This window comes from Hahella ganghwensis DSM 17046 (genome assembly GCF_000376785.1).
GTDB classification, from domain to species: Bacteria; Pseudomonadota; Gammaproteobacteria; order Pseudomonadales; family Oleiphilaceae; genus Hahella; species Hahella ganghwensis.
The window spans coordinates 20,816-47,352 of record NZ_AQXX01000092.1 but is presented as its reverse complement, the minus strand read 5'-3'; the positions used below and the strand labels follow the sequence as shown (position 1 = coordinate 47,352).

General features: G+C 49.1%; 22 protein-coding genes and 1 pseudogene. 10 read left to right on the top strand and 13 right to left on the bottom strand.

Annotation, left to right across the window (positions count from 1 at the left end; translation table 11 throughout):
• A partial coding sequence (locus F566_RS32245; protein WP_020406419.1) for a transposase occupies positions 1-148 on the top strand: 148 nt, incomplete at its 5' end.
• Between the two features lie 329 nt (positions 149-477).
• Here F566_RS32245 and F566_RS0107730 read toward each other — a convergent pair.
• A complete protein-coding gene (locus tag F566_RS0107730) occupies positions 478-1,275 on the bottom strand; it encodes a DUF2059 domain-containing protein (protein ID WP_020406417.1) in 798 nt (265 codons plus the stop codon).
• Positions 1,276-1,706: 431 nt separating this feature from the next.
• Between F566_RS0107730 and F566_RS0107725 the strand changes: the two genes are divergently transcribed.
• From F566_RS0107725 to F566_RS32240, 7 genes are all read left to right on the top strand, one after another.
• Complete coding sequence (locus tag F566_RS0107725) at positions 1,707-2,507, top strand: substrate-binding periplasmic protein (RefSeq protein ID WP_020406416.1); 801 nt, start codon at positions 1,707-1,709, stop codon at positions 2,505-2,507.
• Positions 2,508-2,551: 44 nt separating this feature from the next.
• Positions 2,552-3,085, top strand: a complete 534-nt coding sequence (locus tag F566_RS0107720; RefSeq protein ID WP_020406415.1) for a hypothetical protein — start codon at positions 2,552-2,554, stop codon at positions 3,083-3,085.
• 68 nt (positions 3,086-3,153) lie between these two features.
• Positions 3,154-3,486, top strand: a complete 333-nt coding sequence (locus F566_RS0107715; RefSeq protein ID WP_020406414.1) for a hypothetical protein — start codon at positions 3,154-3,156, stop codon at positions 3,484-3,486.
• A 45-nt stretch (positions 3,487-3,531) separates the two neighbouring features.
• The gene (locus F566_RS0107710) at positions 3,532-3,852 is read left to right on the top strand and encodes a hypothetical protein (protein WP_020406413.1); all 321 of its coding nucleotides are present in this window, start codon (positions 3,532-3,534) and stop codon (positions 3,850-3,852) included.
• Between the two features lie 191 nt (positions 3,853-4,043).
• Positions 4,044-4,409 (top strand): hypothetical protein, encoded by a 366-nt coding sequence (locus tag F566_RS0107705; RefSeq protein ID WP_020406412.1) that lies wholly within the window; start codon positions 4,044-4,046, stop codon positions 4,407-4,409.
• A complete protein-coding gene (locus F566_RS0107700; protein WP_020406411.1) occupies positions 4,402-4,707 on the top strand; it encodes a hypothetical protein in 306 nt (101 codons plus the stop codon). Before F566_RS0107705 ends, F566_RS0107700 begins: the two co-directional genes overlap by 8 nt.
• 338 nt (positions 4,708-5,045) lie before the next feature.
• On the top strand, positions 5,046-5,771 hold the full coding sequence (locus F566_RS32240) for a ubiquinone/menaquinone biosynthesis methyltransferase (protein ID WP_020406410.1): 726 nt from the start codon (positions 5,046-5,048) through the stop codon (positions 5,769-5,771).
• A 101-nt stretch (positions 5,772-5,872) separates the two neighbouring features.
• On the opposite strand, the gene F566_RS0107690 is transcribed toward F566_RS32240, so the two are convergent.
• The 10 genes and pseudogenes from F566_RS0107690 to F566_RS0107645 all read right to left on the bottom strand — a co-directional run bounded on the left by F566_RS0107690 (position 5,873) and on the right by F566_RS0107645 (position 22,169).
• Positions 5,873-7,093, bottom strand: a complete 1,221-nt coding sequence (locus F566_RS0107690) for a urate hydroxylase PuuD (protein WP_020406409.1) — start codon at positions 7,091-7,093, stop codon at positions 5,873-5,875.
• 113 nt (positions 7,094-7,206) lie between these two features.
• A complete protein-coding gene (gene guaD / locus F566_RS0107685) occupies positions 7,207-8,520 on the bottom strand; it encodes a guanine deaminase (RefSeq protein ID WP_020406408.1) in 1,314 nt (437 codons plus the stop codon).
• A 15-nt stretch (positions 8,521-8,535) separates the two neighbouring features.
• Entirely contained in the window at positions 8,536-9,045 is a 510-nt protein-coding gene (locus tag F566_RS0107680; protein ID WP_020406407.1) for an ureidoglycolate lyase, read from the bottom strand.
• 1 nt (position 9,046) lies between these two features.
• Positions 9,047-9,331, bottom strand: a pseudogene (uraH, locus tag F566_RS34810) (hydroxyisourate hydrolase); the annotation flags it as partial.
• Positions 9,332-9,384: 53 nt separating this feature from the next.
• Complete coding sequence (gene uraD, locus F566_RS0107670; protein ID WP_020406405.1) at positions 9,385-9,885, bottom strand: 2-oxo-4-hydroxy-4-carboxy-5-ureidoimidazoline decarboxylase; 501 nt, start codon at positions 9,883-9,885, stop codon at positions 9,385-9,387.
• A gap of 3 nt (positions 9,886-9,888) precedes the next feature.
• Positions 9,889-10,926 (bottom strand): allantoicase, encoded by a 1,038-nt coding sequence (gene alc, locus F566_RS0107665; RefSeq protein WP_033415954.1) that lies wholly within the window; start codon positions 10,924-10,926, stop codon positions 9,889-9,891.
• 141 nt (positions 10,927-11,067) lie between these two features.
• On the bottom strand, positions 11,068-12,435 hold the full coding sequence (allB, locus tag F566_RS0107660; protein WP_020406403.1) for an allantoinase AllB: 1,368 nt from the start codon (positions 12,433-12,435) through the stop codon (positions 11,068-11,070).
• On the bottom strand, positions 12,432-14,819 hold the full coding sequence (gene xdhB / locus F566_RS0107655) for a xanthine dehydrogenase molybdopterin binding subunit (RefSeq protein ID WP_020406402.1): 2,388 nt from the start codon (positions 14,817-14,819) through the stop codon (positions 12,432-12,434). The genes allB and xdhB overlap by 4 nt, the downstream gene beginning before the upstream one ends.
• Positions 14,812-16,239: a xanthine dehydrogenase small subunit gene (gene xdhA, locus F566_RS0107650; RefSeq protein ID WP_245555182.1), complete on the bottom strand. Its 1,428-nt coding sequence runs from the start codon at positions 16,237-16,239 to the stop codon at positions 14,812-14,814. The genes xdhB and xdhA overlap by 8 nt, the downstream gene beginning before the upstream one ends.
• A 329-nt stretch (positions 16,240-16,568) precedes the next feature.
• Positions 16,569-22,169, bottom strand: coding sequence for an alpha/beta fold hydrolase (locus F566_RS0107645; protein ID WP_020406400.1), 5,601 nt, complete (start codon positions 22,167-22,169; stop codon positions 16,569-16,571).
• 331 nt (positions 22,170-22,500) lie between these two features.
• Between F566_RS0107645 and F566_RS0107640 the strand changes: the two genes are divergently transcribed.
• A complete protein-coding gene (locus tag F566_RS0107640; protein ID WP_157496704.1) occupies positions 22,501-24,309 on the top strand; it encodes an ATP-binding protein in 1,809 nt (602 codons plus the stop codon).
• Here F566_RS0107640 and F566_RS0107635 read toward each other — a convergent pair.
• Positions 24,295-24,960, bottom strand: a complete 666-nt coding sequence (locus F566_RS0107635; protein ID WP_020406398.1) for a response regulator transcription factor — start codon at positions 24,958-24,960, stop codon at positions 24,295-24,297. The genes F566_RS0107640 and F566_RS0107635 overlap by 15 nt on opposite strands.
• A gap of 318 nt (positions 24,961-25,278) precedes the next feature.
• Between F566_RS0107635 and F566_RS0107625 the strand changes: the two genes are divergently transcribed.
• A complete protein-coding gene (locus tag F566_RS0107625; RefSeq protein ID WP_020406396.1) occupies positions 25,279-25,638 on the top strand; it encodes a hypothetical protein in 360 nt (119 codons plus the stop codon).
• Positions 25,639-25,655: 17 nt separating this feature from the next.
• Here the strand turns inward: F566_RS0107625 and F566_RS35320 are convergent, their stop codons facing one another.
• Entirely contained in the window at positions 25,656-26,537 is an 882-nt protein-coding gene (locus tag F566_RS35320) for a helix-turn-helix domain-containing protein (protein ID WP_020406395.1), read from the bottom strand.

The following is a 26,537-nucleotide window of genomic DNA, read 5'->3' as shown; positions in this document are numbered from 1 at the left end:
TAAAGTGGAACACCCGTTCAGATACATCAAGCAGGTGTTTGGTTACGACAAAGTCCGCTATCGAGGCTTGGCCAAGAACAAGAGCCGGCTCTATCTGTTGGCGGCCTTCAGCAATCTGCTGATGGCAAGGAAAGAGCTGCAGGTATAGGGGCAGTGAGCCCAGATGACGCCCCACAGGGGGGGAAGATCCAAAATGGCCGGAAAAACACTCTGAATATTCGGCCATATATCGTCGAGAGTTTGAATTACCTCAGAACCTTGGGGTTATTCAGACTCTCCCTAGGTATTGAGGGGCTTAGAATAACTCCGGAAAGGGATAGCAGCAGTCTTCGCGATGTACTGCATTCTATGGATCTGAAGCCGACAGGAATCGATAATAATTGCTTGATTTATGAGATTCCAGTTAGGGCATATTGGCCACCGATGGAGGGAGAATCCCCGCCCTAGGGTTGGGATTCCCAGCGTTAACTGGCTAAATCAGCTTTGCTTATTTTCTGTGTCTTTTGAAAATTGTGCGATTTCAGACATCATATCGACGACAGCTTGTTTCAGTCCGACTTTCAGTCCTTCAATCAGAGAATCATTGAATTTCCTGGCGGCATCCGTACCCAGGAAAGTTTCATATTTTGCCAGTTTCTCTTCGCTGATAGACTGGTAGGTGTAGATGAATGACACAGCGACATATTGCTCAATGCTGGCTCTCATCTGTGACTCCATGGCGGTCATCTGATCTTCAATCGCCTGAATGTCTGGTTCCTGGTCAGGTTGTACGGCACTCATCATGGCTGTGTATACGGCAATACTGGTGGAACGCTGGAGATCCAGGGTCATTTCTGTGGCACCTAACAGCTGATCCAGACGCTTGGCGAATTCAAGACGCTTGGTGTCCTGCATAAGTTCCTGTGCGCTGCCCATCATTTGCTGAATACTCTCCGGCGTAGAGGCGGCTTTCTCAGCGTTGGTGATCTCCTGTCCGAGGTCTGACTTATACCATTTCTGAATCTCTTCAATGTCATTTTCAGATACAGACTTCTTCACAGAGGCTCTGATGTCACCCAGGATGGCAGCAGGAACAACTGTTCGGTTGATGCTGTCAATGATGTTGGCAGCGTCGCTCTCGGAGATGGAACCGGATTGCTGAGCGCCTTGCATGAATCCGGCCTGAATCATTCCAGGGTAATCTGCGACCTGACTGGTAACACCGGATAATTCCAAAATGTCATCGATGGATTCATCAGAAGGTGAGGCAAGGCAAACTGAACAAAAGATGCTCATTGCTAAAAGGAACACTAGGTTTGGCTTCATTGTCTTCATAAATACTACTTCTGGTTGGATTATTTCTGGTTTGATATTGCGATGTATATCGTTAACGAATCGGGGACACGGGCTGGTATAAGTATCAACGTTGATTGTTTCATTCAGACGTAAAGATTAGCCGTTATCACTATTCTTATTTGGCGCGGATTCTATCTTTATACATCTCTGGTGTCATTAAGGGGAAGGCGATATTTCATGGTTCGACATTTCGTGAGCCCCGGCGCTATGTTTAGATTGGTCTGAAAACCCAAAATAGAACTCCCAATAATCAAAAGAGTCGAGTAAACAAGTCGAGTATCAGATGTCAGAGGTGGAGGATTCGAATACATACTACACTTTGTATAGTGGGGTTTTCGAAACTGGCAATGGCCGGGATATTAGGAGGAAGGATGGCGTTTCGATTAATCATGCTCATGATACTCTTTTCTCCTTTATTGGCGGTGGCAGAAGATATTGAAGTCACCATCTATGTGGATGATGCCTATAAACCCTTCAGCTATGCTGAAGACGGTGCAGCCAAAGGGATGTACATTGATGTTCTGAAGACGGCGTTTTCTGAGATGCCAGGATTCAAGGTGAAAATTGAGCCAGTCCCCTGGAACCGAGGTAAACAGATGATGGCTCAGGGAAAGGGTTTCGGTTTGGCTCCCGCGTTCTTCCACGGTCACGACTGGCCTTATCTTTACCCCTATTCGTTGCCTTTCTATACCGAAACCATCATTACCGTTTGCACCGAGAACGTCCTGGCATTGCCCAGGCCCAGGTGGCCTGAGGATTATCGGGGCCTGGCTGTGGGTAATGTGGCTGGTTTTGATGGATGGGTTGGTGAAAAATTCCGCTCACTGGTTGAAGAGGGTGAGATTAAGTACTACGAGGCCCAAGGCTCTGAGGCGCTCATTCAAATGCTTCTGAAAGAACGTCACGACTGCATCATGATGGAAAACCTGGCATTTGATTATGAATTCCGTCGGATGAAGAAGTCTGGTGTGTATAACGAAAAAATCCACGCCAAATTACTTAAGGGCGCCGTTATAGGAAAAGACCCGGTTTACATCGGCTACTCTGAACCGGCCATCCAGAGCAACAAATATCCATTTGCCTACAGATTTCAAAAAGCCTTTGATGTGGTGATTTATCAGATGATTAAAGCCAGTGATATTGAGAGAATTATGGAGGCTTATCGGGAGTGAACTCCTGGTTCGCTGTTGACTGGAAAACACCGTTAAGGAACTTAATGACTCACAGGGAATTTCTGGCGACATCGACAGCCATGCTTTTCATTGTCGCGCTTATCGCTATTATCACTCTCTTTGCAGCCTCTTTGAAACCGAACAAAAAGGCTGAAGCTGAGTTGTCAAGAATCGAAATACCACAATTTGAACCAGGTCAGTCTGTTTTACTGCCTCACCCGGCATACGGAGAGCTCAGGGGGGGATACCTTTGGAGTCTACTGTTATACAAAGGACTCGATAATCATCTTCATGCCTGGGATGTACCCACAAAAGACGGATATATCGGTTTGCCGGATATCAAGTGGTGGAATCCTGTCTATCAATGCAAAGAGTTCGGGCCAACAGTCGTCAATGGGGTAGTAGATGAGGCTTTACCAATTACCTGTCATGACAAAGAACTTCCTTCCGAAGAGTGGCGAGAGGAGTGGCAGTGGGATATCTCAGGACAAAACCTTGGTGAATATGTATCGGATATGCTCAAGACCAAAATGAAAGTAGAGGGGCGATATTTGGTGTTAGGTATTACTGATGATTGATCTGTGGCTAGTTAACTGGTGATGGTTTCAATACAGGGAAAAAGGCCTGAATACTTGAAGGGAGTTTGATGAAAACATTTTGGGTGATTGATACGAAGGTGGCCATCTCGGACGGTTCTGCGCTCAGTGACGACGGCTCAAGGTACAAGTATGGCCGAAGTGTGGTGCCGGCTGTGTCGAAAGAAGAAGCTGTCTCTTTACTTATGACTTATCTTGAACAAAAAGCTATTCATATCGAAGAAATTACTGCTGTTGCAGCCTACGACGAGGAAGACTGGAGTGGTGATCGGCACCTCACAGAAAAAGCCTACAATATGGCTAAGGCGACCAATGAAATAAGAAACGGAGCATTTATTTCTGAAAAATCGCGTAATTACACGAATCAAAATGAACAAGGGTAGTCGAATGACTGTTATGAACAATTCTCAATTGGCGGCTTTTAAATCATGATGAAGTTTTCAGTGCATCAGCAGACCGCCAAAACCTTGGCAATTCATTATGCAACCAAAGCTGAAAATGCATTGGCAGCTGCGGTCTATAGTGGTCAGAAAGATGTGCAAAACGTAGAAGAGGCTAGAGCTTTAACGGAGTTTTTCTGGTCCATGAGCGATGATGCGGCGGAAGATCATGCTGAGGACACTGAAATATCACAACAGTATGACCTTGAGCTTTGGATGGAAAAACTAATGAATATTACAATTGGTTATCTCACCTCCACAGGATATGGTGATGTATGGAAGGATGAGTCGAACCGTATTAATAGCTAAATGGCGTTTAAGCGGTGACATTGTCCCTGCTACTCAGAATATTTGTTAATCTGACGAACAGTGGAGTAGTTAAAATGGAAGTGCATAAATGGAACAATTTCGAGTAATTCAAGATATTCGCGAGTACATAAAAAGCTACGATATTTTTTTGTGCCAGGCCTACAGAGAGAGGGGCGCATCCCACTCTGTATATGGATGATGAACAAGGGAAAACCTATAGCAATATACGAGAGAAAGATTACTTGTTTTCTTCGTGTAGAAACTGGGTCATTCCCCACCCTCAAATGGGCTTATCATTTTCCGCACATTGGCAGCATTTAAAAGATAAGTATAAATTGAAAAAAAGACACGCTAAAGGTAATCCTGTCGATGTGTTTTGGGTTATCTCCAAGTGTGATTTACCTAAAGGGCTTAAGTTTGTTGCGGATGAACGGGACAAACAGCACTATTTTTTGAGTGTTACAGAAAAAATGACTACTACCCAGTTAAGAGAGAAGTTAGTTTGGGTAGCTGATCGTATGTCGGTCATTCGGGAGGCTAGGTTATCTGATGATTAAGTATAGATTTACTGAAGAAAAACAGATTGTTCTTCACTACGCGAAAGCTCTCGGCGACCAGAAAACCATCCATATTATCAATGCGGGGGTTGTTTCCAGTTCAGAAGAAGCAATTCATTTATCCAGGTTTTTCTGGAAAATGGTTGACCTATCGGTTGCCGATATTGATAACGGCGTAACCGTCTGTGGTAAGAAGGATCTGGAAGCGTGGAACGAGTATATTATGGACTCGATACGCTCTTACCTGAGGAAAAGTGGGTACTCCAAGGAATGGGAAGAGCAGTCAGACCTGGCATAGCCGTCAAATAGTTGAGCGATGAAAATGTGGGGACATTGTCCCTACTAATCAACCAACCATAAGAAACCTGCCCATCCGAGGCAGGCACAACTTTCCGGCACGATGGCGCAGCAGTCCTACCGGTCATCAGTATCCACTCATAATCGATTAATTCTGTTCCGTTTAATTAGCACCCACTGAAAGTCTTGTTTTTGCTATATCAAATCACAAACTAACGATAATATGTAGCGCTTGGATTCCACGACTGGAGGCAAGGGGATTGGATCTGAAAAACACTTTCAGTGGGGTCGCTTTGCTCCGTCTTTAAAGGAGTGTGGGAAAATAACGCAAGGGATAACATGAAGAAGAATGCAGCAGAATTTGAGACCGGGAATGATGACGTATTTGGGCGAATAGCGTCTCGATATGATGTATTGTGCGACCTGTTTAGTCTGGGGATACACCGATTGTGGAAACGTAAAGTTGCCTTGTTAATTTCGCAGGAACCCTGGAATGAATTATTGGATTCAGCATCCGGCACCGGCGATATTGTTCTGAAAATCCTAAACAACAAGCAATTGTCTGATGAGCATCAAATTGTCGCGTCGGATATTTGCCCAAATATGCTTTCCCTGGCGAGGGAAAAGTTAAAGGAATTTAAAAGGCACATCGAATTTGAGTTGTTGGATGCCCACGATATGAGCTCAGTAGAGTCATCCAGTGTTGATGTCTATTCAATGTCTCTGGGGCTGAAAATCTGCAATCGGGAAAAAGCCATCGCTGAAGCGTACCGTGTATTGCGGCCGGGTGGCAGACTGATCACGTTGGAAGCGTCAAACATTAAGTTTGATTGGCTTCATCGAGCGTACCTGGCTTATATGTCTTTATGCATGCCATTAATCGGGTGGATAGCCACGGGTGGTGATGGTTCTGCGTATAAGTATTTATTACAGGGGGTAAAGGACTTTCCTAACGCTGAAGGGCTCCGAACTGAAATGGAAAATGCCGGGTTTCACGATGTGACTTTTGAAAGGATGTCCCTGGGAATTGTAGCCATACATGTGGCTAGAAAACCCTTGGAGTGAAAACTCCCGGCCTTCTGAAAGGCGAGTTTTTGGCGATCAATACAAAGATTGCCAGCAAGATTTAGGTTAACCTAAAAGAAGGCATCCCTGCCAAGGCGAGATTAACTCTCCGGTGCGCCGGCAGCAATCCATTTGCCTACCAGCACTCGTTCTTCGTCGGTCATTTCGGTTTTATTCATAAACGGCATATCCGTGGAATCTATCGCACGGGCCTGGATTCTGGGAGCCCATTGCTTCATTTGCGCGATGTCGTCCAGCATGACGCCCCCAGGGGCGGTCCCGAACATATCATCGGTTGGAGCCGAGGAATGACAGGTGGCGCAGCGGGATTGCAGCACGACTTCCACCCTGTTGATATTAACCTCGGCGACAACGTCAGCCGCTTCGGCCTGGGCTGGAACGGATAAAGAGGAAAGGGATTTTGGGGCGATCATGACAATAAGAGCCAGGGCGGCGACACCGGCACCTGCCAGCAACCAAGGCGTTTCGCTGTTGGTGTGACGCAGAACGAAGTAACGTCTGATCGCGGCTGTGATGACGACGATGACCATCAATACCGCCCAGTTATAGGCGTGATTGTAAGTAATGGGGTAGTGGTTGCTGATCATGATAAAAATCAGCGGCAGCGTGGTGTAAGTGTTGTGGGTCGAACGTAACTTGGCTTTTTCGGCCCAACTTGGATCTGGTGCTCCGCCGGCTTTGACCGCATCGACCAGTGCACGTTGCCCGGGCATGATCACGCGGAATACATTACCCGCCATGATGGTGCCAATGACCGCGCCCATATGGATATAAGCCCCTCGCGCACTGAACACTTGGGTGAGAAAATAAGCCAGGCCAGTGCCGCCGGCAAACAGGACAATGCCCAGGAGGGTACCGTTTTTGGCCAGGGGAGACTTACACAGAAGGTCATAGAAGAACCAGCCTCCGGCAATGACACCCAGTCCGATGCCGATCGCCTGGCCCTGCGTCAGATCTGCCACGCGTTTATCGATCAAATAAGCTTCTGCACCCACGTAGTACATCAAAGCCAGCAGGAAGAAACCAGTAATCCAGGTGGTGTAGGCTTCCCACTTAAACCAATGCAAGTGCTTTGGCATTTCCGGCGGTGCCAGACGGTATTTGGCAACTTCATAGAAACCACCGCCGTGGATGGCCCAAAGATCGCCGCGGATGCCTTTATCCGCTTTCCATTTGGGAGGCGTCTCCAGAGAATTGTCGAGCCAGATAAAGTAGAAGGAGGCTCCGATCCAGGCTATGCCGGTAATGACATGGAAAAATCGAAGTATCAGATTCAGCACTTCATTGATAAAGGGGTCCATAACGGTTACCTCCGGTTTTCTTGTTAGATTTATTCGTCTTAATGCTTTGCCAAAAAAGGGCAGGCCATAAACTTGCCCCTGAAATTTTCCGTTATTCTGAAATGGTTCCCAATTTAACCATGCCGTTCGTGTGCTTTTTCACCCATGATGTAGGTGGCTTTAACAGACCGGTCATCACCGAGCATCGAAAGGACAAACAGGGTTTCTGCCAGATCCTTGCAATGCTTCATGCGCATGGCGATCAGTGGTGTGGACTTCAGGTCCAACACGACAAAGTCTGCTTCCTTTCCTGATTCGAAGTTGCCGATCTTGTCTTCCAGATCCAGCGCACGGGCGCTACCCAAAGTTGCCAGGTAGAAAGACTTCAGTGGCGTGAGTTTTTCGCCCCGGAGCTGTTGGGTTTTATAAGCCTCGTTCAGGGTTTGAAGAATAGAGAAGCTGGTGCCGGCACCGACATCCGTTCCCAGGCCGACTTTCACATTGAATGCTTCTGCTTTTTTCAGATTAAAAAGCCCGCTTCCCAGGAACAGGTTCGAGGTCGGGCAGAAAGCGATAGCGGACTGAGTATCGTGCAGTCGTTGAAACTCGTGATCACATAAGTGGATACCATGGGCAAACACACTGCGTTTGGTCAGCAGGCCGAACTGGTCGTAAGCATCCAGATAGTTTTCGCTTTCTGGAAAGAGGTCTTTGACCCACGCCACTTCGTTCTGGTTTTCCGACAAATGGGTATGCATGTAGAGATCAGGCTGCAACCGCAACAGTTCTCCTGCCTTATCCAATTGTGCCGGTGTACAGGTTGGTGCAAATCTGGGTGTCACCGCGTACAGAAGACGGCCCCGGTTATGCCACTTTTCAATCAGTGTTTTGCTGTCGTCAAACCCGGTATCCGGAGTATCCGTGAGATCTTCCGCGGCGTGGCGATCCATTAGCACTTTGCCGCAGATCATCCGCAGGTTTTTGGCTTCTGCTCTGGTGAAAAAGGCATCGACGGATTCTGGATGCACGCTGCCGAATACCAGCGCAGTGGTGGTACCGTTACTGAGCAACTGATTGAGGAAAAACTCGGCTATTTCACCGGCGTATTCAGGGTTATGAAACTGCTTTTCAGTTGGAAATGTATAGGTCTCCAGCCATTCCAGCAATTGCTCGCCGTAGGAGGCAATCATTTCAGTTTGCGGGTAATGGATGTGCGTATCGATAAAGCCGGGAACGATCAGACTGTCCGTATATTCCTCGATAGAAAGCAGCGCCGGCAGGGTAGGAAGAAGGTCTGCTGCAGAGCCAACCCGATCCACGTGTCCGTCCTTGATAATCATCAAGCCGTCTTCAAAATATTCATAGCAATCAGAAACCTGGCCGTTGGTGTTGTCCACATCGGCCGGGTCATGCAGAAAGTGAAGTATGGCACCACGCACGGCTTTCATTGATTGACTCACGGGTTAGTCCTCCAGATTAATCGTTATGGCTTGATCGGAACTGAGACTGATTTCATCGCAGTTATCGCCTTCACCACCTCTATCCACGACCAGGAAATCACTGACTTCGCCCAACGCCAGACAGAAGTGATGCCAGGTTCCTTTGTGATAATTGACCCCTTGATGCGGACCAGCCAGGAACACCTCGATTTCGCGAGGGTCCAGCTCACCCGGCGCCGCTACGGCGACCAGATATGGTCGCTGATTCAGTGGAATAAACGCCTGACTGGATAAGGGGTGCCGTTCCATCACTTCCAATAAAAGGGGACTTGGAAGTGGAATGGAACGGAAAATGTTGATCAGGGTCCGGCCACCCTGAGCCGCCACGTCGACTTTCGCCAGATCGTGGAAGCGTCGGGTGTAGCCCTGGTTAATTTCCAGGACTCTTGCCTGATCATGAGTTTCAATAACATCTCCGTAAGGTGCGAATGCCTCGCGGGTGAGGGGGTTGGGCGTGACAACGCGGCCTGCCATGTCAGCTTCCCCGGTACGTAGAATAACCGTAGGCCGCCAGTAGCAGCGGAATATGGTAATGCTGTCCGTTGCCGGTAATCTGGAAGACAATATCCACATAGGGATAGAAAACCGGGTCGCCGTTGCTTTTGAAGTAGGCTTCAGTATCGAAATGCATACGGTAACAGCCAGCTTCCAGAACTCGGCCAATCTCCAGTAACTGGCCGATTCGCCCATCATGATTGGTGTGACCTTGAGCGAGTTCTTTCCAGCCATCATCTGTCCTTTGGCTCAGGACAATGCGGACTTCCTCGGCTGGTCAGCCACGGGTGGTATCGAGGATGTGGGTGGTAATCTGGCTCATACTAATTTCCCCAAACGAATTTGAGTGATTTTGCGTTGTTCTTCCGCAGCGTTGCGTAGCTCGGTTTCACGGTCATTGGGAAGGCGTTGGTTCAGCAACTCCAACATTTCTTCGGCACTTTTACCTGTCGCACAGACAATGAAGATGAAGCCGAATTTTTCCTCGTAGGCGGTATTACCTTCCGCCAGAGCCTGCAATGTCTGTTCGGTGGCTGCGCTGACCCCCGACTGTTCGGCGCCTGCCAGAGCTTTGGTGTTGGCATATTTGGCGCGAAGGCTGTTGACGTCGCCGATCTTGGGGTGACCTTCAAAGGCTTCCAGGTAGTCTGGCTCTCCGAGTTCAGCCCAATGGCGATCTGCGGCTTCAAACAAACTGTCGGCGTTCTGATAGGGGCGAGTGGCAGTCATACGTTCAACCCAGGCGGAAGAAGTACAGCACTGCATAAAGGTGTGCTTTGCTTCTTCCGTGCTTTGCTGATTGAGGGTATCGAGACTCATGGATCAGCCCTCCTTGCGATATCCGAAGATACGCATACGGCTTACACCACCGTCAGGGAAGATATTCAAACGAACGTGAGTAAACTGTTGGTCTGAAGAGGTTTGAATTTCATTAATGAACAGATGTTCGCGATGAGCGTGCAGTTTGGTTTTGGGAATGATGGTCTGCCATTCTGCATTTTTGCTCTCGGCGCTTTCGCTATTTTCGATAAAGTTGTCATCACTGCTGACAATGCCCTCCAGAGAAAAAGAGTCGGGGAAATTGCCTTTGAAATGGTTGGTGTCGATTACCACTTTATTGACTGATCCAGCCGCCGCCAGCTTAACGATTACCCAGTCATTTTTGCCGTCACGACGACGTTTGGTTTCCCAGCCGTCGCCCATATTGATGCCACGGTTCGGCATCAGCAGATTGTTTTTGTCGCTGAAGAACATGTCACTGCACAGAACGGCACGCCCACCATTCTTGATGGAGGCAAGATCAATCAGTTCACCGGGCAGGAAATTGTTCCAGGAAATCTGTGGATCGCCATAAATACGTAAACGGGCAACGCCACCGTCCGGGTAAATGCGCAGGCGGACATGGGTCCAGGCCGACTCACTAGTGATTTTGAACAGGTTCTGGCTGTGAGGTTCGACGTCGGATTGGGGCAGGATTTCGACCCATTCAGCATTATCGGTCAATTCGCCGTCACAGGCGCAGGCTTCCATGGAAACAGAGAGAGGAGCGTTGCCGCGAAAGTGGTTGGTGTCCACGTCGATACCACGGATGACACCGGGAATGCCCAAGCGCAGGATACACCAATCATGGTCCCGGCCATTATCCCGTCCGTAGCTGCGGGCAGACTCCCAACCGTCCATCCATTTACCGCGTTCAGTGTATTTATCATCGATAAAGATACCTCGGCCGGGCTTGATCAGGTTTTCCATCTCAGCGAAAAAGTCGTCACTGCAAGCGATGGTCTCGCCGCCGACTCTTTCAGACACCAAATCGATATATTGGCTGGAGAATTCATTGGTTGGGGTAGTGTGGTTGGTCATATTTTTTCCGTTATCAGTCATTCTTTGATTTCTAAAAACTTCACCCATCAAGCATGTTCGTAGCCGCATGTGGTTTGAACTTAGGTTCAGAACATGTCAGCATCAGAGGGGTCTTAAACTCATCGGTCGCCTGCAAATTCTTTATTGATCTTCTCTTAAGAGGGGCTCTCCCATCGGACCCTGAGAGAACTGACCGTTGTCATACACCAGTTGTCCCCGGAGATAAGTCTGTTTGACCTCGCCAAAAACGTTTCTTCCCTCGTAGGGGGTAATTTTGTGGCGATGTTTGATCATGTCTGTCGTGATCTCATATTCCGTCTCGGGATCAAATATCAGCAGATCCGCCTGATATCCCGGAGCGATACGCCCTTTCTTGTGTCCCAGGCCGATAAAGTCTGCGGTCGCGGTTGACATCAGATGGGAAACCGTCTCGAGGTTCATTCCCCGGTGCCGGGCTTCTGTCCAGATCAATGGCAGGCCGAACTGCAGTGCCGAGATACCACCCCAGGCTTTTTCAATATCACCGCTGTCGATATGTTTAAGTTGTGGTGTACAAGGGGAGTGATCCGAAACAATAAAGTCGATCAGTCCATCTTTAAGGCCCTGCCATAGCTGTTCCCGATTGCGGTCCTCGCGAATCGGTGGGCAGCATTTAAACAAGGTCTTGCCATCAGGAATTTCCTCGGCAAATAGCGTCAGATAGTGTGGACAGGTTTCGATGGTAAACTTGAGCCCGGAATTTCTGGCCTCGGAGATGGCCTCTAATGCTTCTGCCGATGACAAATGAACAATGTGGATATGTCCGTTGTAGCCCTGACGTCTGGCCTCCTGCCCCAGACGGATCATCAAATTGATGGCGTCGTTCTCCCAATGTTTGGGGCGGGATTGCAGAAAGCTCTGATAGGCGTTGCCGATTTCCGGGACTGGTGAATGATCCTGATCCAACTCGGCGTGGATCAGATAAGGAGCCTGATATTTGGCCAGTATAGGAATCGCCCTTTTAATATCGCTTTCCTTAACTGGCGGAAACTCTTCAATGCCGGAATCAATCAAAAATGACTTTACGCCAAGTACTCCGGCGGACATCAGTTCATCAAGGTCATCCAGGTTATCCGGTGTGACACCACCCCAGAATCCGCAATCCACCCAGAGCTTATCTTCCACTGATGCCAGCTTTTCCTTGAAGGCTGCTTTGGTGATGGTGACAGGAATACAGTTCAATGGCATATCAACGAGGGTGGTGATGCCGCCAGCGGCAGCGGCCTGTGTGGCCGTATTAAAGCCTTCCCAGTCGGTGCGGCCTGGCTCATTAATGTGCACGTGGGTATCCACCAGTCCTGGCATGACAACCTGTTGTTCAAGATCAGTGACCGGACAGTCCATTGCTGATCCTGCATCATGAATGGCCATGATACGCCCCTGATTTATTTCAATCGTCGCTGGTCTGATACCCTCTGGTGTCAGTACTCTCTGGCTACGCAAAGCAAATTTTTCCAAAGCAGGCATCATGCGGTCACCTCTTCTTGTGTACGCACTTTGGCTGTTTTCTGTTCGAGAAATGTTTTGGTTGCCTTCACCGCTGCCAGTACGCGTTCCGGAGTTGCCGGCGTATCCATAGGGGGGCTGAAACGATAATCCGCCAGACTGGAAACCGCATCACGTAATGCCGACCAGACGGACATGGCGAGCATAAACGGTGGCTCACCGACAGCCTTTGAGTTGTAAATGGTGGCTTCGCGGTTGCGCTGGTCAAACAACTGGACCCGGAAATCAGCGGGCATGTCGCTCACTGCCGGAATCTTGTAAGTGGCGGGTCCCGTGGTCAGCAATCGTCCGTTATCCCCCCAGACGAGCTCTTCGGAAGTCAGCCAACCCATTCCTTGAATGAATCCGCCTTCTATCTGGCCAATATCAATCGCGGGGTTCAGGGAATGACCCACATCATGAAGAATATCTGTGCGGAGCAGTTTGTATTCACCCGTGAATGTATCGACGATCACTTCCGATACAGCGGCGCCGTTGGCGAAATAAAAAAACGGACGCCCGGAAGCTTTGCTGCGATCGTAATGGATTTTAGGAGTCCGGTAATACCCGGTGGAGGAGAGGGAAATCCGATTGACGTAGGCTAGCTGAGCCAGTTCAGCAAAGCTGATGGATTGATCACCGAAGTGAACCCGGTTGTCCGCAAAAATCACTTCAGAGGCTTCCACACCATGGTGTTGGACTATGAAGTCAATTAAACGTTGTTTGATGGTTCTGGCAGCATTCTGCGCGGCCTTACCATTCAGGTCGGTTCCGGAAGAGGCGGCAGTGGGGGATGTATTGGGAACCTTGTCGGTACGTGTTGCGGAGACATTGATGGTGTTCAAATCTACCTGGAACTCTTCCGCCACAACCTGAGCGACTTTAGTGAACAGCCCCTGACCCATTTCAGTACCGCCATGGTTCAGGTGAATACTGCCGTCGGTGTAGATATGAATCAGTGCGCCAGCCTGGTTGAGATGCTGTACGGTAAAAGAAATACCAAATTTCACCGGTGTCAGGGCAAGACCTCGTTTCAGAATACGGTTGCTCTGGTTGAACTGGCGAATCTCCTGCCGGCGCTGTTGATAGTTCGAGGATGCCTCCAGGCGTTCTATGATTTCCGGCAGGTTATTGTGTTCGACTTCCTGATGATAGGGAGTGATATTGCGGCTGTCCTGGCCGTACAGGTTGAGCTTGCGGATCTCAAGTGGGTCTTTGCCCAGATGTCGGGCAATGTCGTCCATGGCATATTCAATCGTCATCATCCCCTGGGGGCCTCCAAATCCGCGAAATGCTGTGTGGGAGACAGTGTTGGTCTTACAGCGATTGCCGACGATTTTGACCTGATCCAGGTAATAAGCATTGTCTGAATGAAACATGGCCCGGTCGACAATGGCGTCGGAGAGGTCCGGCGAATAACCGCAGAATCCGTTAACAGTGATATCGGCACCCAGTATGCGGCCTTGTTCGTCAAACCCGATTTTATAGTGGTTCTCAAAGGGATGCCGCTTGCCCGTCATCACCATATCGTCTCCCCGATTCAGTCGCAACTTGACCGGTTGTCTGGTGGCATTTGCCAATAGGGCGGCTATACAGGCCCAGGGAGCAGCCTGGGTTTCCTTTCCTCCGAAGCCGCCTCCCATGCGACGCATATCAACGGTGACCAAGTTAAATGGTAGTCCAAGAACCTCAGCGACCAGTTTCTGTACTTCAGACGGGTGCTGACTGGACGTATAGATTGTCATACCGCCATCTTCTGTAGGAATCGCTGATGAGACTTGTCCCTCCAGATAGAAATGCTCCTGACCACCGACAGATAGGCGGCTCTCAAGATTATGTGGCGCGTCTTCTATTGCTTGAGCGGCATCGCCACGCTGCATGCTATGGAGAGGGCGAACGAAGTTCTGTTGTGCCAGGGCGGTATCGATATCCAATACGGGCGGCAACTCTTCGAATTCCACCTTTGCCAGCTGTGCTGCCCGCCATGCCTGTTCATGGGTTTTGGCTGCCACTGCAAACAGTGGTTGCCCATAAAATTCCACCAGCTCCTTTACCAACACAGGATCACCGGGAAAGACAGGACCGATATCCAGGTGGCCTGGAACATCATCGGCTGTTATGACTTTTACGACTCCCGGAGCGGCCTGCACATCCGTTAGATCCAGACTTTTGATACGGCCGTGGGCGATCTGACTTTTACCGATGGCGGCATAGAGTTGGTTGACGTGATTTGTCCGATCGTCCACATAGATAGCTTCGCCAGTCACATGTTTGATTGCGCTTTCATGTTTGGAGGGAGCACCGACGCCACCTTGATGACGATTGGCCGGATTCGTCGTGATTCGGTTGAGGTCAGTCAGATTACGCATAGCCGGTCACCCTTGTCGCTGTGTTTTCTTGTTCTTTTGATTGGTTGATTTCAAGGAAACTCTTCATTAGAAGGTTTTTCGCCACATCCATGCGGTATTCGGCGGAGGCCCGAACATCGCTAAGTGGTTTGAAATCAAGCATGAGCGCCTGCATGGCGGACTCAATGCTGCTCTCAGTCCAGGGATGTCCCATTAGCGCGGCTTCACAATGTCGTGCGCGTTTTGGGATTGCCGCCATCCCACCGAAGGCGGCAGTGAATGATTTAACCTGGGGGCCTTCAACGTGGAGATAAAACGCCGCCAGGACGGCTGAGATGTCGTCGTCTATGCGCTTGGAGATTTTATAAATCTTTAATTGATACCCTGGTTTGGCTTTGGGAATTTCGATGGATTGAATAAATTCATTTGCCTTCAAGTCGGTGACTTTGTAGTCATGGAAATAGTCAGCAACTTTAATGGTGCGCGTGTTATGTCCCCGGCGGAGAGTCATGGTGGCGTCCAGGGCGATTAACACTGGTGGCATATCTCCGATGGGGGAGGCGTTGCCGATATTTCCACCGATGGTTCCCTGATTTCGAATCTGCAGAGAACCCAGGCGTTCAATCATTTCGCCTAGTTCCGGGTATTCCTTTTCCAGCCTGTGAACACATTCGTTATAGGTGACGGCACTGCCGATGATCAGTGATGAGTCTGTTTCTCTGATCGTTTTGAGTTCCGAAACGTTGCCGACATAGATAATCGTGCTCAGGTCCCGGTGAAACTGGGTCACTTCAAGGGCTAAATCGGTTCCACCTGCCAGCAATCGAGCATCGGGATAATCGATGAGCAATTGTGCAAGTTCGTCCGCTGATGTTGGTGCGAAGTATTGTGAACTCTGATTGCTTAGGAACGTTGAGTCCTGACGATTGATGGTCTGAAGCAGTTCAGTTGCGATGGTGTCGGTGTTCTGGTCGCAGGGATAGTTACCCATATTCAGGGCGGCATCAACGATGGGTCGATACCCGGTGCAACGGCACAAATTACCCGATAAGGCTTCCATCGCCGTGTCTTTGGTCGGTGACGGATGGTTCTTATTCAGCGCATAGAGCGACATGACAAAACCAGGTGTACAGAAACCGCACTGAGAGCCGTGGCAATCCACCATCGTCTGTTGAGCTGGGTGGAGTTGGTCGTCCTGTTTGAGATCTTCAACCGTAATGAGTTGTTTACCGTGTAGGGAAGGAAGAAAAGTAATGCAGGCGTTGATGGACTTGTATTTAACGCTGCCTTTCTCCAACTCGCCTACGACAACTGTACAGGCGCCGCAATCGCCGGAAGCGCAGCCTTCTTTGGTGCCACAGCGATTCAAGTCATTACGGAGATAATGGAGAACAGTGGTGTTGGGGTCGACATGTTCGACACTGTGTAACTCATTGTTCATTAAGAATTTTATTGTTGTTTGGGTCATTGTGCTCAGTCCACTGGTTGTTGCAGGTCGATGGAATAGAGTGCGATTCCTTAAAGCCTGACACAAGTGTCAAGATGTGGCTAAGATATAATGAAGCTGACACATGTGTCAACTAATTGTGTTGGATCAATTTGTCCACGTTGGAACAGCGGATAATAAAACCTATTTATCTGAATGACGGGCCGGGAAAAGTTGGTATATCAATTCACTGAGAATAGAGATCCTCAGCAGAAACAAGTGCAGGAACAGATGTGTATAAAACAATGCCTGAGTGATCAGAACTCAGGCATTTCGGAAGGTTATCAGGAGGAAAGCGGAATGTCGCAGTGGCCAACAGAATATTGAATCAGCCAGTCATGTGGTGCAGTTTCCGGCAGGAGCATTTTTCCGTTGTGATCGATGGTTTTCAGTCTCAAAGTCCAATTCTCCGGCGTCTCACGCCAGGTATTAATGCTCACAAAATGAGAGTAATGGGTCGTCAGTAGTGTGGATTCACATTCAATGTTGATTTCCGGGTGACCCGGCAGAGACATCTGGCTTTGTCCTGTCCAGTCAATTTCCGTCTTCTGGGTCGCTGTAAACGGAAGCGGAGCGTATAGACCGGAAGCAACCAGTTGCCAGGCGGTGATTGGTGTCCTGCCTGGCTTTGTGAAGGTGAGTCGGGAAATGGAAGAGAGGTGAAGATCTCCACCAACGAATATCACATTGCGGATCTGATGATCGACGATACAGTCAACCACCCGGGAAAGGGTTGCCGGATATCCCATCCAGTCATCCTGCTCAATCCAGAGTTCAGGATAAGCGCAGAGTTTTTTGCTCAGCGGCGCGAGAACGCTACCGGAAAAAATGAACTTTGGATGGGAGGCATAGCGTTCCTGGCTTTGTATTAACCAGTTGATGATTTCAGCGAGTTGCCCGTCAATACTCATCATGTGGGCACTGCATTCGCTGCCAAGAGTTCTGAATTCTCGCTCACTACGGGTATCGGTGACAAACACCGGGCAGGATGATTCCTCTCCTGTGGTCAGTGAATACCATAGAGAGGGACGCTGGCTGCCTGACTGAGTCGTGTTGTTATGAGCTGGTGTTGAGCCGCGATAGTCGCCGAGGAAATATAACGCCGCGTATTTGGCATCTTCAAACGACCGGATTTCTTCGGGAGTACTGTCGGGCCAGTGCCCGGACCAGTTGTCACTGAATTCATGATCGTCAATGGCAAAGTGAGTCGGCACGGAGGCTAGCAGCTTTTGCATATTAGGACTGATCAGGGCAGAACGGTAACGCCCGCTGTAGTACTCAGAAACAGGTTCAGAAGGCAGCAGATTGGCTGTAGCATCTGCATAAATCTGATCGCCAATAAAAAAGATTTTGTCTGGCCCGTCAGAAGCCTTTAGCCGGTCGTGCATTACGCTAAAAATCTGATCCGAGTGATCCCGCTCAAAAGGCGTTCCAGGATACCGGCAGGAGCCGACCAGAAAGTTAAATTCTGCGGTGCTTTCAGGAGATGACTCCTGCAGACGCTTTAGCCAGGCCCAATCAGGATCAAGTTCCAGTTTTGCCACGGTTTCCGGGCCGGATTCCATATTGCCAAAGGTGGTTAACTGAAACGTTAAATCATCACTGTCCTCTATATCGAATACGTAAGCCAGATGGGCGGTGCTTCTCTCAAGGAAATGAGGAAAGATGCGGTCTCCGTCAGCGGAAATAACAGATAAACCGGGGAGTGTTACTTGGTCTATATCATTGGTTTCAGCCCACAGACGGACACTAATGCCACTGTCTGACCTTCGTGCTCCCCGGATGATCGGTCCGGCTGTGACAGTGGGTGGACTCAGCCACTGGTGGAAGGGACTGAGTTGCAATGGATCAAATGAGACTTTATCTAACTGCTCACTTTCTTCGATTGAGCTCCGCTCAATAAAGCTCCGCACTATTGGGTAGACCTGTTCATTGGCTTTATTGGCGAAGATGATATCCATATGCCCATAGCCGGGAATACGTTTGAGCCTGATGTCAGTATCTGGGTTGGCTTCGCTGAATCTTACTGCGGATATGGTGGCAGAGTAGGGGTTGAATACCTGACTGTCTTCACCATGAATGAACAAGGTTTTAATGCCGGAAAACCTGCTGAGGTTGTTGCCCTTCAGGTAGGCGTTGGCGCCAAACTTGTCGGTTATCTGGTAGCGGTTGGCAAAATAAAACAAGTGTCTGTAAACATCTCCCGGAGCTGGTCCCACAATGTTTCCAAAGTCATCGTGGGTCTGACAGGCCAGGTTTTCATATTTCCACATCCGGCCATAGAAAAAGGTCATTCGATCACAGATGGCCTGTTCTGGATCATCTCCTCCCGGCGGAGAGTGAATGTCTGCGGCATCCTCATCGAGTCTGGCAACCGTAAAGGCCAGTCGGTCCAACAGTTGTCTGGCGAGGCTGTCGTCCTGGCAGGGGTTGGGATCCAGAAACTGATCATCAAACCAGTATTTAACGGCCGTGCCGATTTTGGCTTTGGTTCGATTGGCGGCTGAGGGGATCACCCAGGGGTGGATCGCATTAAATGTGACGCTACTGACTTTGTCGTTATTTAACCAGCCTTTGAGTAGGCTCATGGCGACAGCAGTGGCTCCGACACAATGAGCAAAAACATGGAGAGAGTCACCTGTTTCCTGATAGATATGATTCACCGCACTGGTAATATCGTATTGTGCAACTTCATCTATCGCCCAGTTCCCCGGGGGGGCTTTTAACCCCTGCACATTGCTGAGTCTGTAGTCCATGGTCCAGACGTGATAGCCATGCCTGTAAAAATAGGCGGCTATGTTGGTTGAAAGTGTGTCAGTAGTGAAAATTCTGCTTCCCTGGGCCAGACCGTGAACGAATAGTATCGCCGGAGCTGAATCGCATTCCGCTGAGGTTTGTCGGTAGTGGGCCAGCCGCATGGGATAATGGTCACCCTCCGGGTCAGTGATGGGCACATTCAGCGTTGTAATCTCAGGATGCACTTCTTGCCCCCCTCCTGTTCGTAGCGGTGGGGCGCTTGTATCGGCAATGGATTTGGCCTCGGGATAGACCGGTGAACCAAAACTCCAGAAGTGAGTCTGCATCACCGTTCGGCCGATCATAAAGCCCAGAGATATCAGGTCCATGAACATCTCAGGACCGTTGTGCATTCTCTTAACCTGCGGCAGCATATCTTCAAGCAGCGAAATGCTGTTGACTCGGAGTTGCCCGTAAATCTGCCTACGTTGCGGTTTGGAATACAGACATATCGGCAACTCGAGTAGCGTGTTCCAAAGGGATTTTCCTGCAAGTTTCCAGGCCAGTTCCTTATGTCCTGACATAACCAGATTCTGGTCGTCACTTTGAAGCCGGTAAGTCATATACCGGTAATCCGTATGCATCAGAGCGACATTGAGAAATCCCCGGGCCTGTCGCACCAGGTCTTTAAATGTCATTGGTGGTATGGTGGACTTGCCTCGGATGTAATCGAAGAAACTCCTGCGGCGTATGTGGTAGGTCACCAGGGCATTCAGCGCTCGTAAAGCCTTTTTTATCGGTCCGATATCCTGGCGGGACAGAAGTGTCACTGTGCCGGAAAGGCGTGCCAGCAAGGTGCTGGAATCGCAATGTCGTCTGTCGACGATGACCCGCTGCATCCAACTGATATCATCTGCCGGTATTCGGTTGACATGCAGGTCGGCTTCTACCTTTAGCTCCAGGTTTCCCGGATTCTCCAGCCACTCGTTGACATTAATAGTAAACCTGATGTTGAGGATAAGACCTCGAAACTGAGTGATCCGCTCTGCTGGTATATTGATATCCGGTGCGAGATTTTTGAACAGCCATTCGGGAATATCTGAATCTGTGTCCAGATGGCCGATCAGTTGCTCCTGAAATTCCAATACTGTGGGTTGGTAAGGTTCCGGTTGATGGAGCTTCGGCGGCTGGTCTGGAGTATCGGGTGTTGGATCGTCAAAGTCAGGAGACACTTTGCAGATGGAGGATTCTTGCCAGCCTGCGTCTTCAAGGATGTGGTCTGCTGCCCGCCAGCTCAATGCTGCAATGGTCAGGAAGGGGTTGACGCCAACGGCGGTGGGCAGGATGGCGCCGTCCATCACATAGAGACCTTCGTATAGGGTATCCAGCGAGCCATCTGCTGCCCGGTATACCTGCCCGGCGTGATTGACGACGCCGTCTACAATACTGTCTGCCATGCCGCAACCGCCCAGAGGATGAACTGAAATGGCGCTACCCGACGGAAGCTTTCCGCTCATGACTGATCGGGCTGACGGGGGCATAAGCTGCCAAAAGGGATTCGGTACATATTGTCCACCGTCAAGGCCGTCTGCATAGCTTTGTTGTTTCAGTAGTTCATCAGCGGTTGCCAGGGTCGGATTTTGTGCAGCCGTCGGCCAGGAAGGAAAAATGCTCCAGCCATCAAATTCCGAGTCTTCTGGGGCTGTTTCCGAATGAGCCGGGTTGTCAAACAATAGTTCACCGGCACCGCCGTCATCTCCCATGATCAGTAAAAGCTGGGAATGTTTAATCGATGATGTGGAATTGGCGAGCTGATCGGCATCCGTGTGTTGTTGAAAGTAAGCCGGTTTCTTAGTTGTGCCCAGACGGTGTAGCTGAGCAGAGGTCACTAATATTTCACCAAAAATCTTGCTTAGGCTGTTGGGGATGGCCCCGTCTTCCAGTGTTAGCGGCAGGGTGTCCGGGTTGGACCAGACCTGCAGAATGCCGTTGATGGTAGGCCCCGTCTGTTGATTGTTGGCATAATCCGGTGAGCCGATACCATTCACCTCATGTTCACGGCCGAAGCTAAAAGCCAGACCGTCACCATTGGTGGAAAAATGTTTTCCCAATGTTTTGGAAAGGGATACCAGGCCGGCTTTTTGGGAACGTTGCAGAATTTCTGTGCTACCCAGGGTGCCGGCTGCCAGAATGACCCGGTTGGCGGTGATATAAAATGTTTCCCGGTGAAAGAGATGCTTGGCTGTAGACGTTCTGCCAATTTTCACTTTCCAGTGGTTATTACCGTCTTTTTGGGGTTCGACACTTAGACAGGTTGCTCCGGTGTAGAATTTAGCTCCTCGGGAATGCGCCAGGGGAATCAGATTCATCATCAGAGTGTTCTTTGCTCCGACATTGCATCCGGTCACACAATTTCCGCAGGAGGTGCATGGCATCTGCCTCACACCGGCGTTATTGAGGGCTTTCTGATTGTTGACTACTTCAGTGTTTTGTTCAGAAAATGTGGAGCTGGCAGGGAACGTTACGCTAAGGTCCGCCGGTGACACAGTTGCTTTATAGAGTTTCGTTCTTCCGTTTTTTTCCAGAGAGTTGCCAAGCCTTTCCAGCGCCTGGTATTTCTTCACCTTGGCGGTCTGCTTTCCATCAAGAACTTCTGTAGGGGCAGGCGTTACTCCAAGCCAATGAGAAATCTGATTGAACTCTTCATCGAGAATATTCGGATTGTGACGAAAGATTTCAGGCCATCGATCTTTTTTGAACAATGCCGGGTCTGGCCTTTTGGCAACATTGGCATTGATTAAGGATGTACCACCGAGGCCATTACCGACCAAAATGTCCAGTCCGTTCCCGTGTCTGATGTCAAACAAGGCATCAGGGTAACCGACAATTTCGTGATGGTTGTATGATTGAAGCCGGATATGGGAGGGGAGAGTTCCCAATTCCGAAGGAAAATCTCCTGGCTGATATTCCTTTCCCCGTTCCAGTACCATAACGGAGCGTTCTGGGTGGGCGAGTCGGAAAGCGGCAACTGAACCGCCGTACCCTGAACCGATGATGAGCACATCAACATGGTGTATGATGTCTCCGGGCTGATGATGGGCAATCAGTGACTCTATAGGCGAGCTTATCTGAGAGTCAGATAACTCCATATTCGTTTCCTTGTATTCCCTGATGATGGCTAATGTTTTTTAGTCGGCGCCAGTAACCTGTTTTTTCTTCTGTATTTTTATTATGTTCTGTTTGTCTCTGGTAAGAGACAACAGGAAACTCTGTCCACAGGATAGCTATTAACTCGTTGTCAAATAGCGGCCAAGTGGCAGTTTAGTATTGTTTCAATGAAATTCTGGCGAGATGATACGTTGTAATTTTTATAAAGCCTAATTCAATTGGACGGCAATTCAAAGTTTGAATGGACCCATTCCAATCGGTAGGCGTAATCAGGGATATAGATTGCCTGTCGGCATTGGAAAACCACATAAATTGATCAATCATACTATGCAAAACCAATTCACAACGTCCATTGAAAACGCTTGGTTGCGGGAATCTGTCAAGATCAGGGCTCTCCAGACCAAATCCTCGTTATACAGTATGTTTCTGATTGCTCTGGTTATGCTGTATGCGCTTGAGCAATATATCCCAGTTTATATCGTGCTGTTTTGGGTAAGCGGCATCCTGTTGACGGTGGGATGGCGATACCTGATAAGCGCGCGAATATTGAAGAATTTTGAACGTAAAGGCAACGCGGATATCAGTGGCGCGGACCGGAACCTCAGGATATGCAGTGTCTTTACCCAGTTGGGCGTCGGTCTGGGCGTGGCTCTGTGTTGGGGGGAGATTTCAACAGATGCCGCTTATATCATCACGGCTGCCCAATTGCTGCATGGTATGGGCAGCATGATTAACCTTTCCTACGACTATAAGTCGTTTAAATATTCTCTACCGATGTTGATGGTTCCCCCTTTTATATTTTGGGTGATGAAAGAGGGTCAGGGGAGCATTATATCTGCTTCTATCGTATTGCTTTCGTTCATGATGTTGAACCTGGTCAAGCGATCTGAAATGAGCCTGAGAGATACGTTCAAGATGCGGTTCGAGAACGTCCGACTCCTCCAACAGGTTGAAGCAGAAAGAGCGAAAACGGAAGAAGCTCTGGAAGTCGCTCAGAAAGCTAATCAGACCCGATCTTTTTTTATGGCAGCAGCCAGTCACGATTTAAGGCAGCCGTTATTTGCCCTGTCAATCCTGACGGATACGCTGGGATTGCAACCCCTGCCCGAGTCGGCAAAACCAATCTTTGAAAAACAGAAATCATCTATCGCTGCTTTGAGGAGTCTGTTCGATAACCTACTGGATCTGTCCAAATTTGATTCCGGACAGATAGATCCCAAAGTCGAGAGTTATGCACTGGAGTCAATATTAAAACCTATTGATGAAGAGTTTGCGGTGATCTGTGCTAATCGTGGCATTAACTGGAGTCTGGACTACCCCGTTGTCGCGGTTAAGACAGATCGCGACCTGTTGCAAAGAGTTGTCAGAAACCTGCTGACCAACGCGACCAACTTTACTGATGAGGGTGGGGTGAGTCTGAATGTCAGTTATCAGGAGGGTAAGGCGCTGTTCGAAGTGGCCGACACGGGTTGTGGGATTGCTGAAGCAGACCAGAAGCGGGTGTTCGATGATCTTGTTCAGCTGAACAACAGCAACCGCCTGAGAACCAAGGGCGTTGGTCTGGGATTGGCGATTACCAAGCACATCAATCAATTGCTCGGCCTTAAGTTGAGTATGACCTCAAAAGTAAACCGGGGGACAAAGTTCCATTTCGAATGCCCTGCTTCATTACTGATGCAGCAGGTTCCGGAAAGAAAGCAGCCTCAATTGTCTTCTGACGTGGTGACGGGGCTCAGTCTATGGGTGTTTGAAGATGAGCCGTTGGTACGGGAAGCTCTGGGGCATCAGTTCCAGGCCTGGGAATGCCCGGTTGAAATGTTTGCTTCCCGACAGGAATTCATGGAGAAGAAAGGAAAGTTTGAAAATCTGCCGGATCTGGTCATCGTGGATGATATGCTGGGGCATGATGAAAGCGGACTTGAGTTGGCTGAGGAACTTGAACCTATGATTGGGGCCAAACGGATTCTGTTGATGACGGGGAATTCTGATCCTGATCGTCTACAGACCCTGGATAGCAGTCCCTTTATTTACGCTAAAAAGCCAATCGCTCTCGATTGGCTGATTTATTGGATGATGACTGCCAGTCGTTCCTCGACCCAAACCGCGTCAGATCATGCCTAACTGCCGGGCCTTCAGTATCACCTGGGCCCGACTTTTCGCTCCAAGCACACGGAACACTGTCGCCAGGTGAGTTTTCACCGTCCCCTCAGCCATATTCAGCCGATCTGCGATGACCTTGTTCGGCATGCCTTTTAGCAGACAATGCAAAACTTCCTCCTGCCGAGGCGTAAAAGAGGGTTTCTCCTGTGGTGCAGGAGTAGGCGTGGGTTTGGTGGCAGTTGGTGGTAGATCGAACCCGAGCAGACGGATCGCGTTTGGAGGTATATAGCTGCTACCTGCCATGACCATTCTGATGACGTTGACAATAATATCGACATTGGAACTTTTGGGAATAAATCCTCTGACGCCATACTCAAAAGATTGAGCAATAATCGCAGGGTCTTCTTCTCCTGAAAATATAACAATTGGGAGATCAGGATAGTTTTCCCGCAGAGTACTCATGCCGTCTACACCCTGAGTGTCTTCAAGATGAAGGTCAAGCATGACCAGATCTATTTCAGAATTATTTCCCAGAAATTCCATTGCCTCAGCAAGGCTGCGGACAGAGGTTGCCTCTGAGAAAATATTGAGCGCCAACAAAGCTGTCGTGATGGCTTCTGTGACGATTGGATGATCGTCTACAAGCAGGGCTTTTAGATTGCTGTCTTTCACAATTTACCGTCGTTTTTCTTGAGCGCCGATACTGGAACCCGGCGTATCTAAAATCAGTCGTTAACAGGGAGGGCATAAAACTTCATAAAGAACCCGGCAGCCTGTGATGTATCAGGCATTCTGTGCCCATTACATATGGAAATTAAGGACATTTGAGGCCTGTGGGGTGAACCATGATAACTGGATTATTATCCAAACTAAACTTTCGTTTAGGTTAAACGCCGGATCCCATTTCTTCAATAAGAGGAATACATTTACAGCTATTGAAATGGCGACAATGTCTTCCCTTATACAAGCCGGCAGGCAAGAAGATCCACTATGAGCGTACAGAAGATATGGGTAAAGGATAATATACGAATTATGGCATCGTTATTTATCGTGATTTTGGGTGGTATCGGACTGATCATTTCCTCCAGTCTGATGCTCAGTCATCGTAATGCTTCTAGTCTGGGGAGCGGTGAACCGGTAAAAGAGGAATCTCTTGAAGGGGTGATGGTCAATGTATATGCCGTTGATCCAAGCAACTCCGATTTCAAAGGACGCCTGTTACATTCGGAAGTGGCGGATCCTGAATCACAATTGAATTTTACGGTTCCAGATGGTGTTGACCCGCCTTATCTTCTGGAATTTCAGACCTTGGGAGCCCCATACGGACCTGCTCCCAATCTTATCAATTGATGCTTAAACCCATGAGTTTATCTGGAACGGTTACCTGAATCCTTCTCTGATGATGCGGTTGTCTGCGAACGGGAGGATGAGCTGTTTGTACTTTTATCTCGCCGGCGATTATCTTCAGTAGCACTTTTTTCGGCTTCTTTGGCTGGCTCCTGGTCCGAGGGGCTTTCAGATGACAAGGGAATATTTTCGCTTTCTGCAATAAAATGCATCGCCATTTCAAAGGCATTTTGGGTAAAACCCAGCACCTTGGCGAAGCCTTCATCTGACAGTTGTCTGGCAGCGTCGTGCCGGCGATAGATGTTGATAAATTCCCGTTCGCGTTCGTATTGTAACGGGAGTCTTCCCAGCCCCCAGTCATTCAGTAAACGCCAAAGTTCGGGATTGTATGTCCGGGTGTATTTCAGGATAAATGGTACCGGATCGTTGCGGGCAAGAAGTGCCGCCAGTCTCAGAATAAGTTCGAATGAGATAGTGGCGGTACCATTCTCTACGGCTTCCCAGAAACTTTTATCCTTCAGGTTGATTGCATCACTTAACTCGTGAATGGTCAGTCCAGCAACTTCTCTGAGGTCTCTAAGGGATTGGCCTGCGGACACCATGACTTTCAACTGATCCTGGTTGCGCAAAATGGTTTTCCCAACTCTTAAGGACCCGTCAGTGGTTCTGCGGGCAATTCTGAATGCAGAGCTGGTGATACCGGAAATTCGATGAAGCCATCCCTCGTCTTTTGAGGAAGAGGGGGGGGGTGTGGGTTTGGTGTGCTTCTGGCGATCAGATGAGCTTGAGCGCTTTTGATCGCCAGAGGAGGGATGGCTGGGCTTACTTTTTCTAGTGTCCGATGACGTCTCTGGTTTTCCAGAAGGCCGGGATTCTGCCCTTTTGCGATGATTCGATGTCAT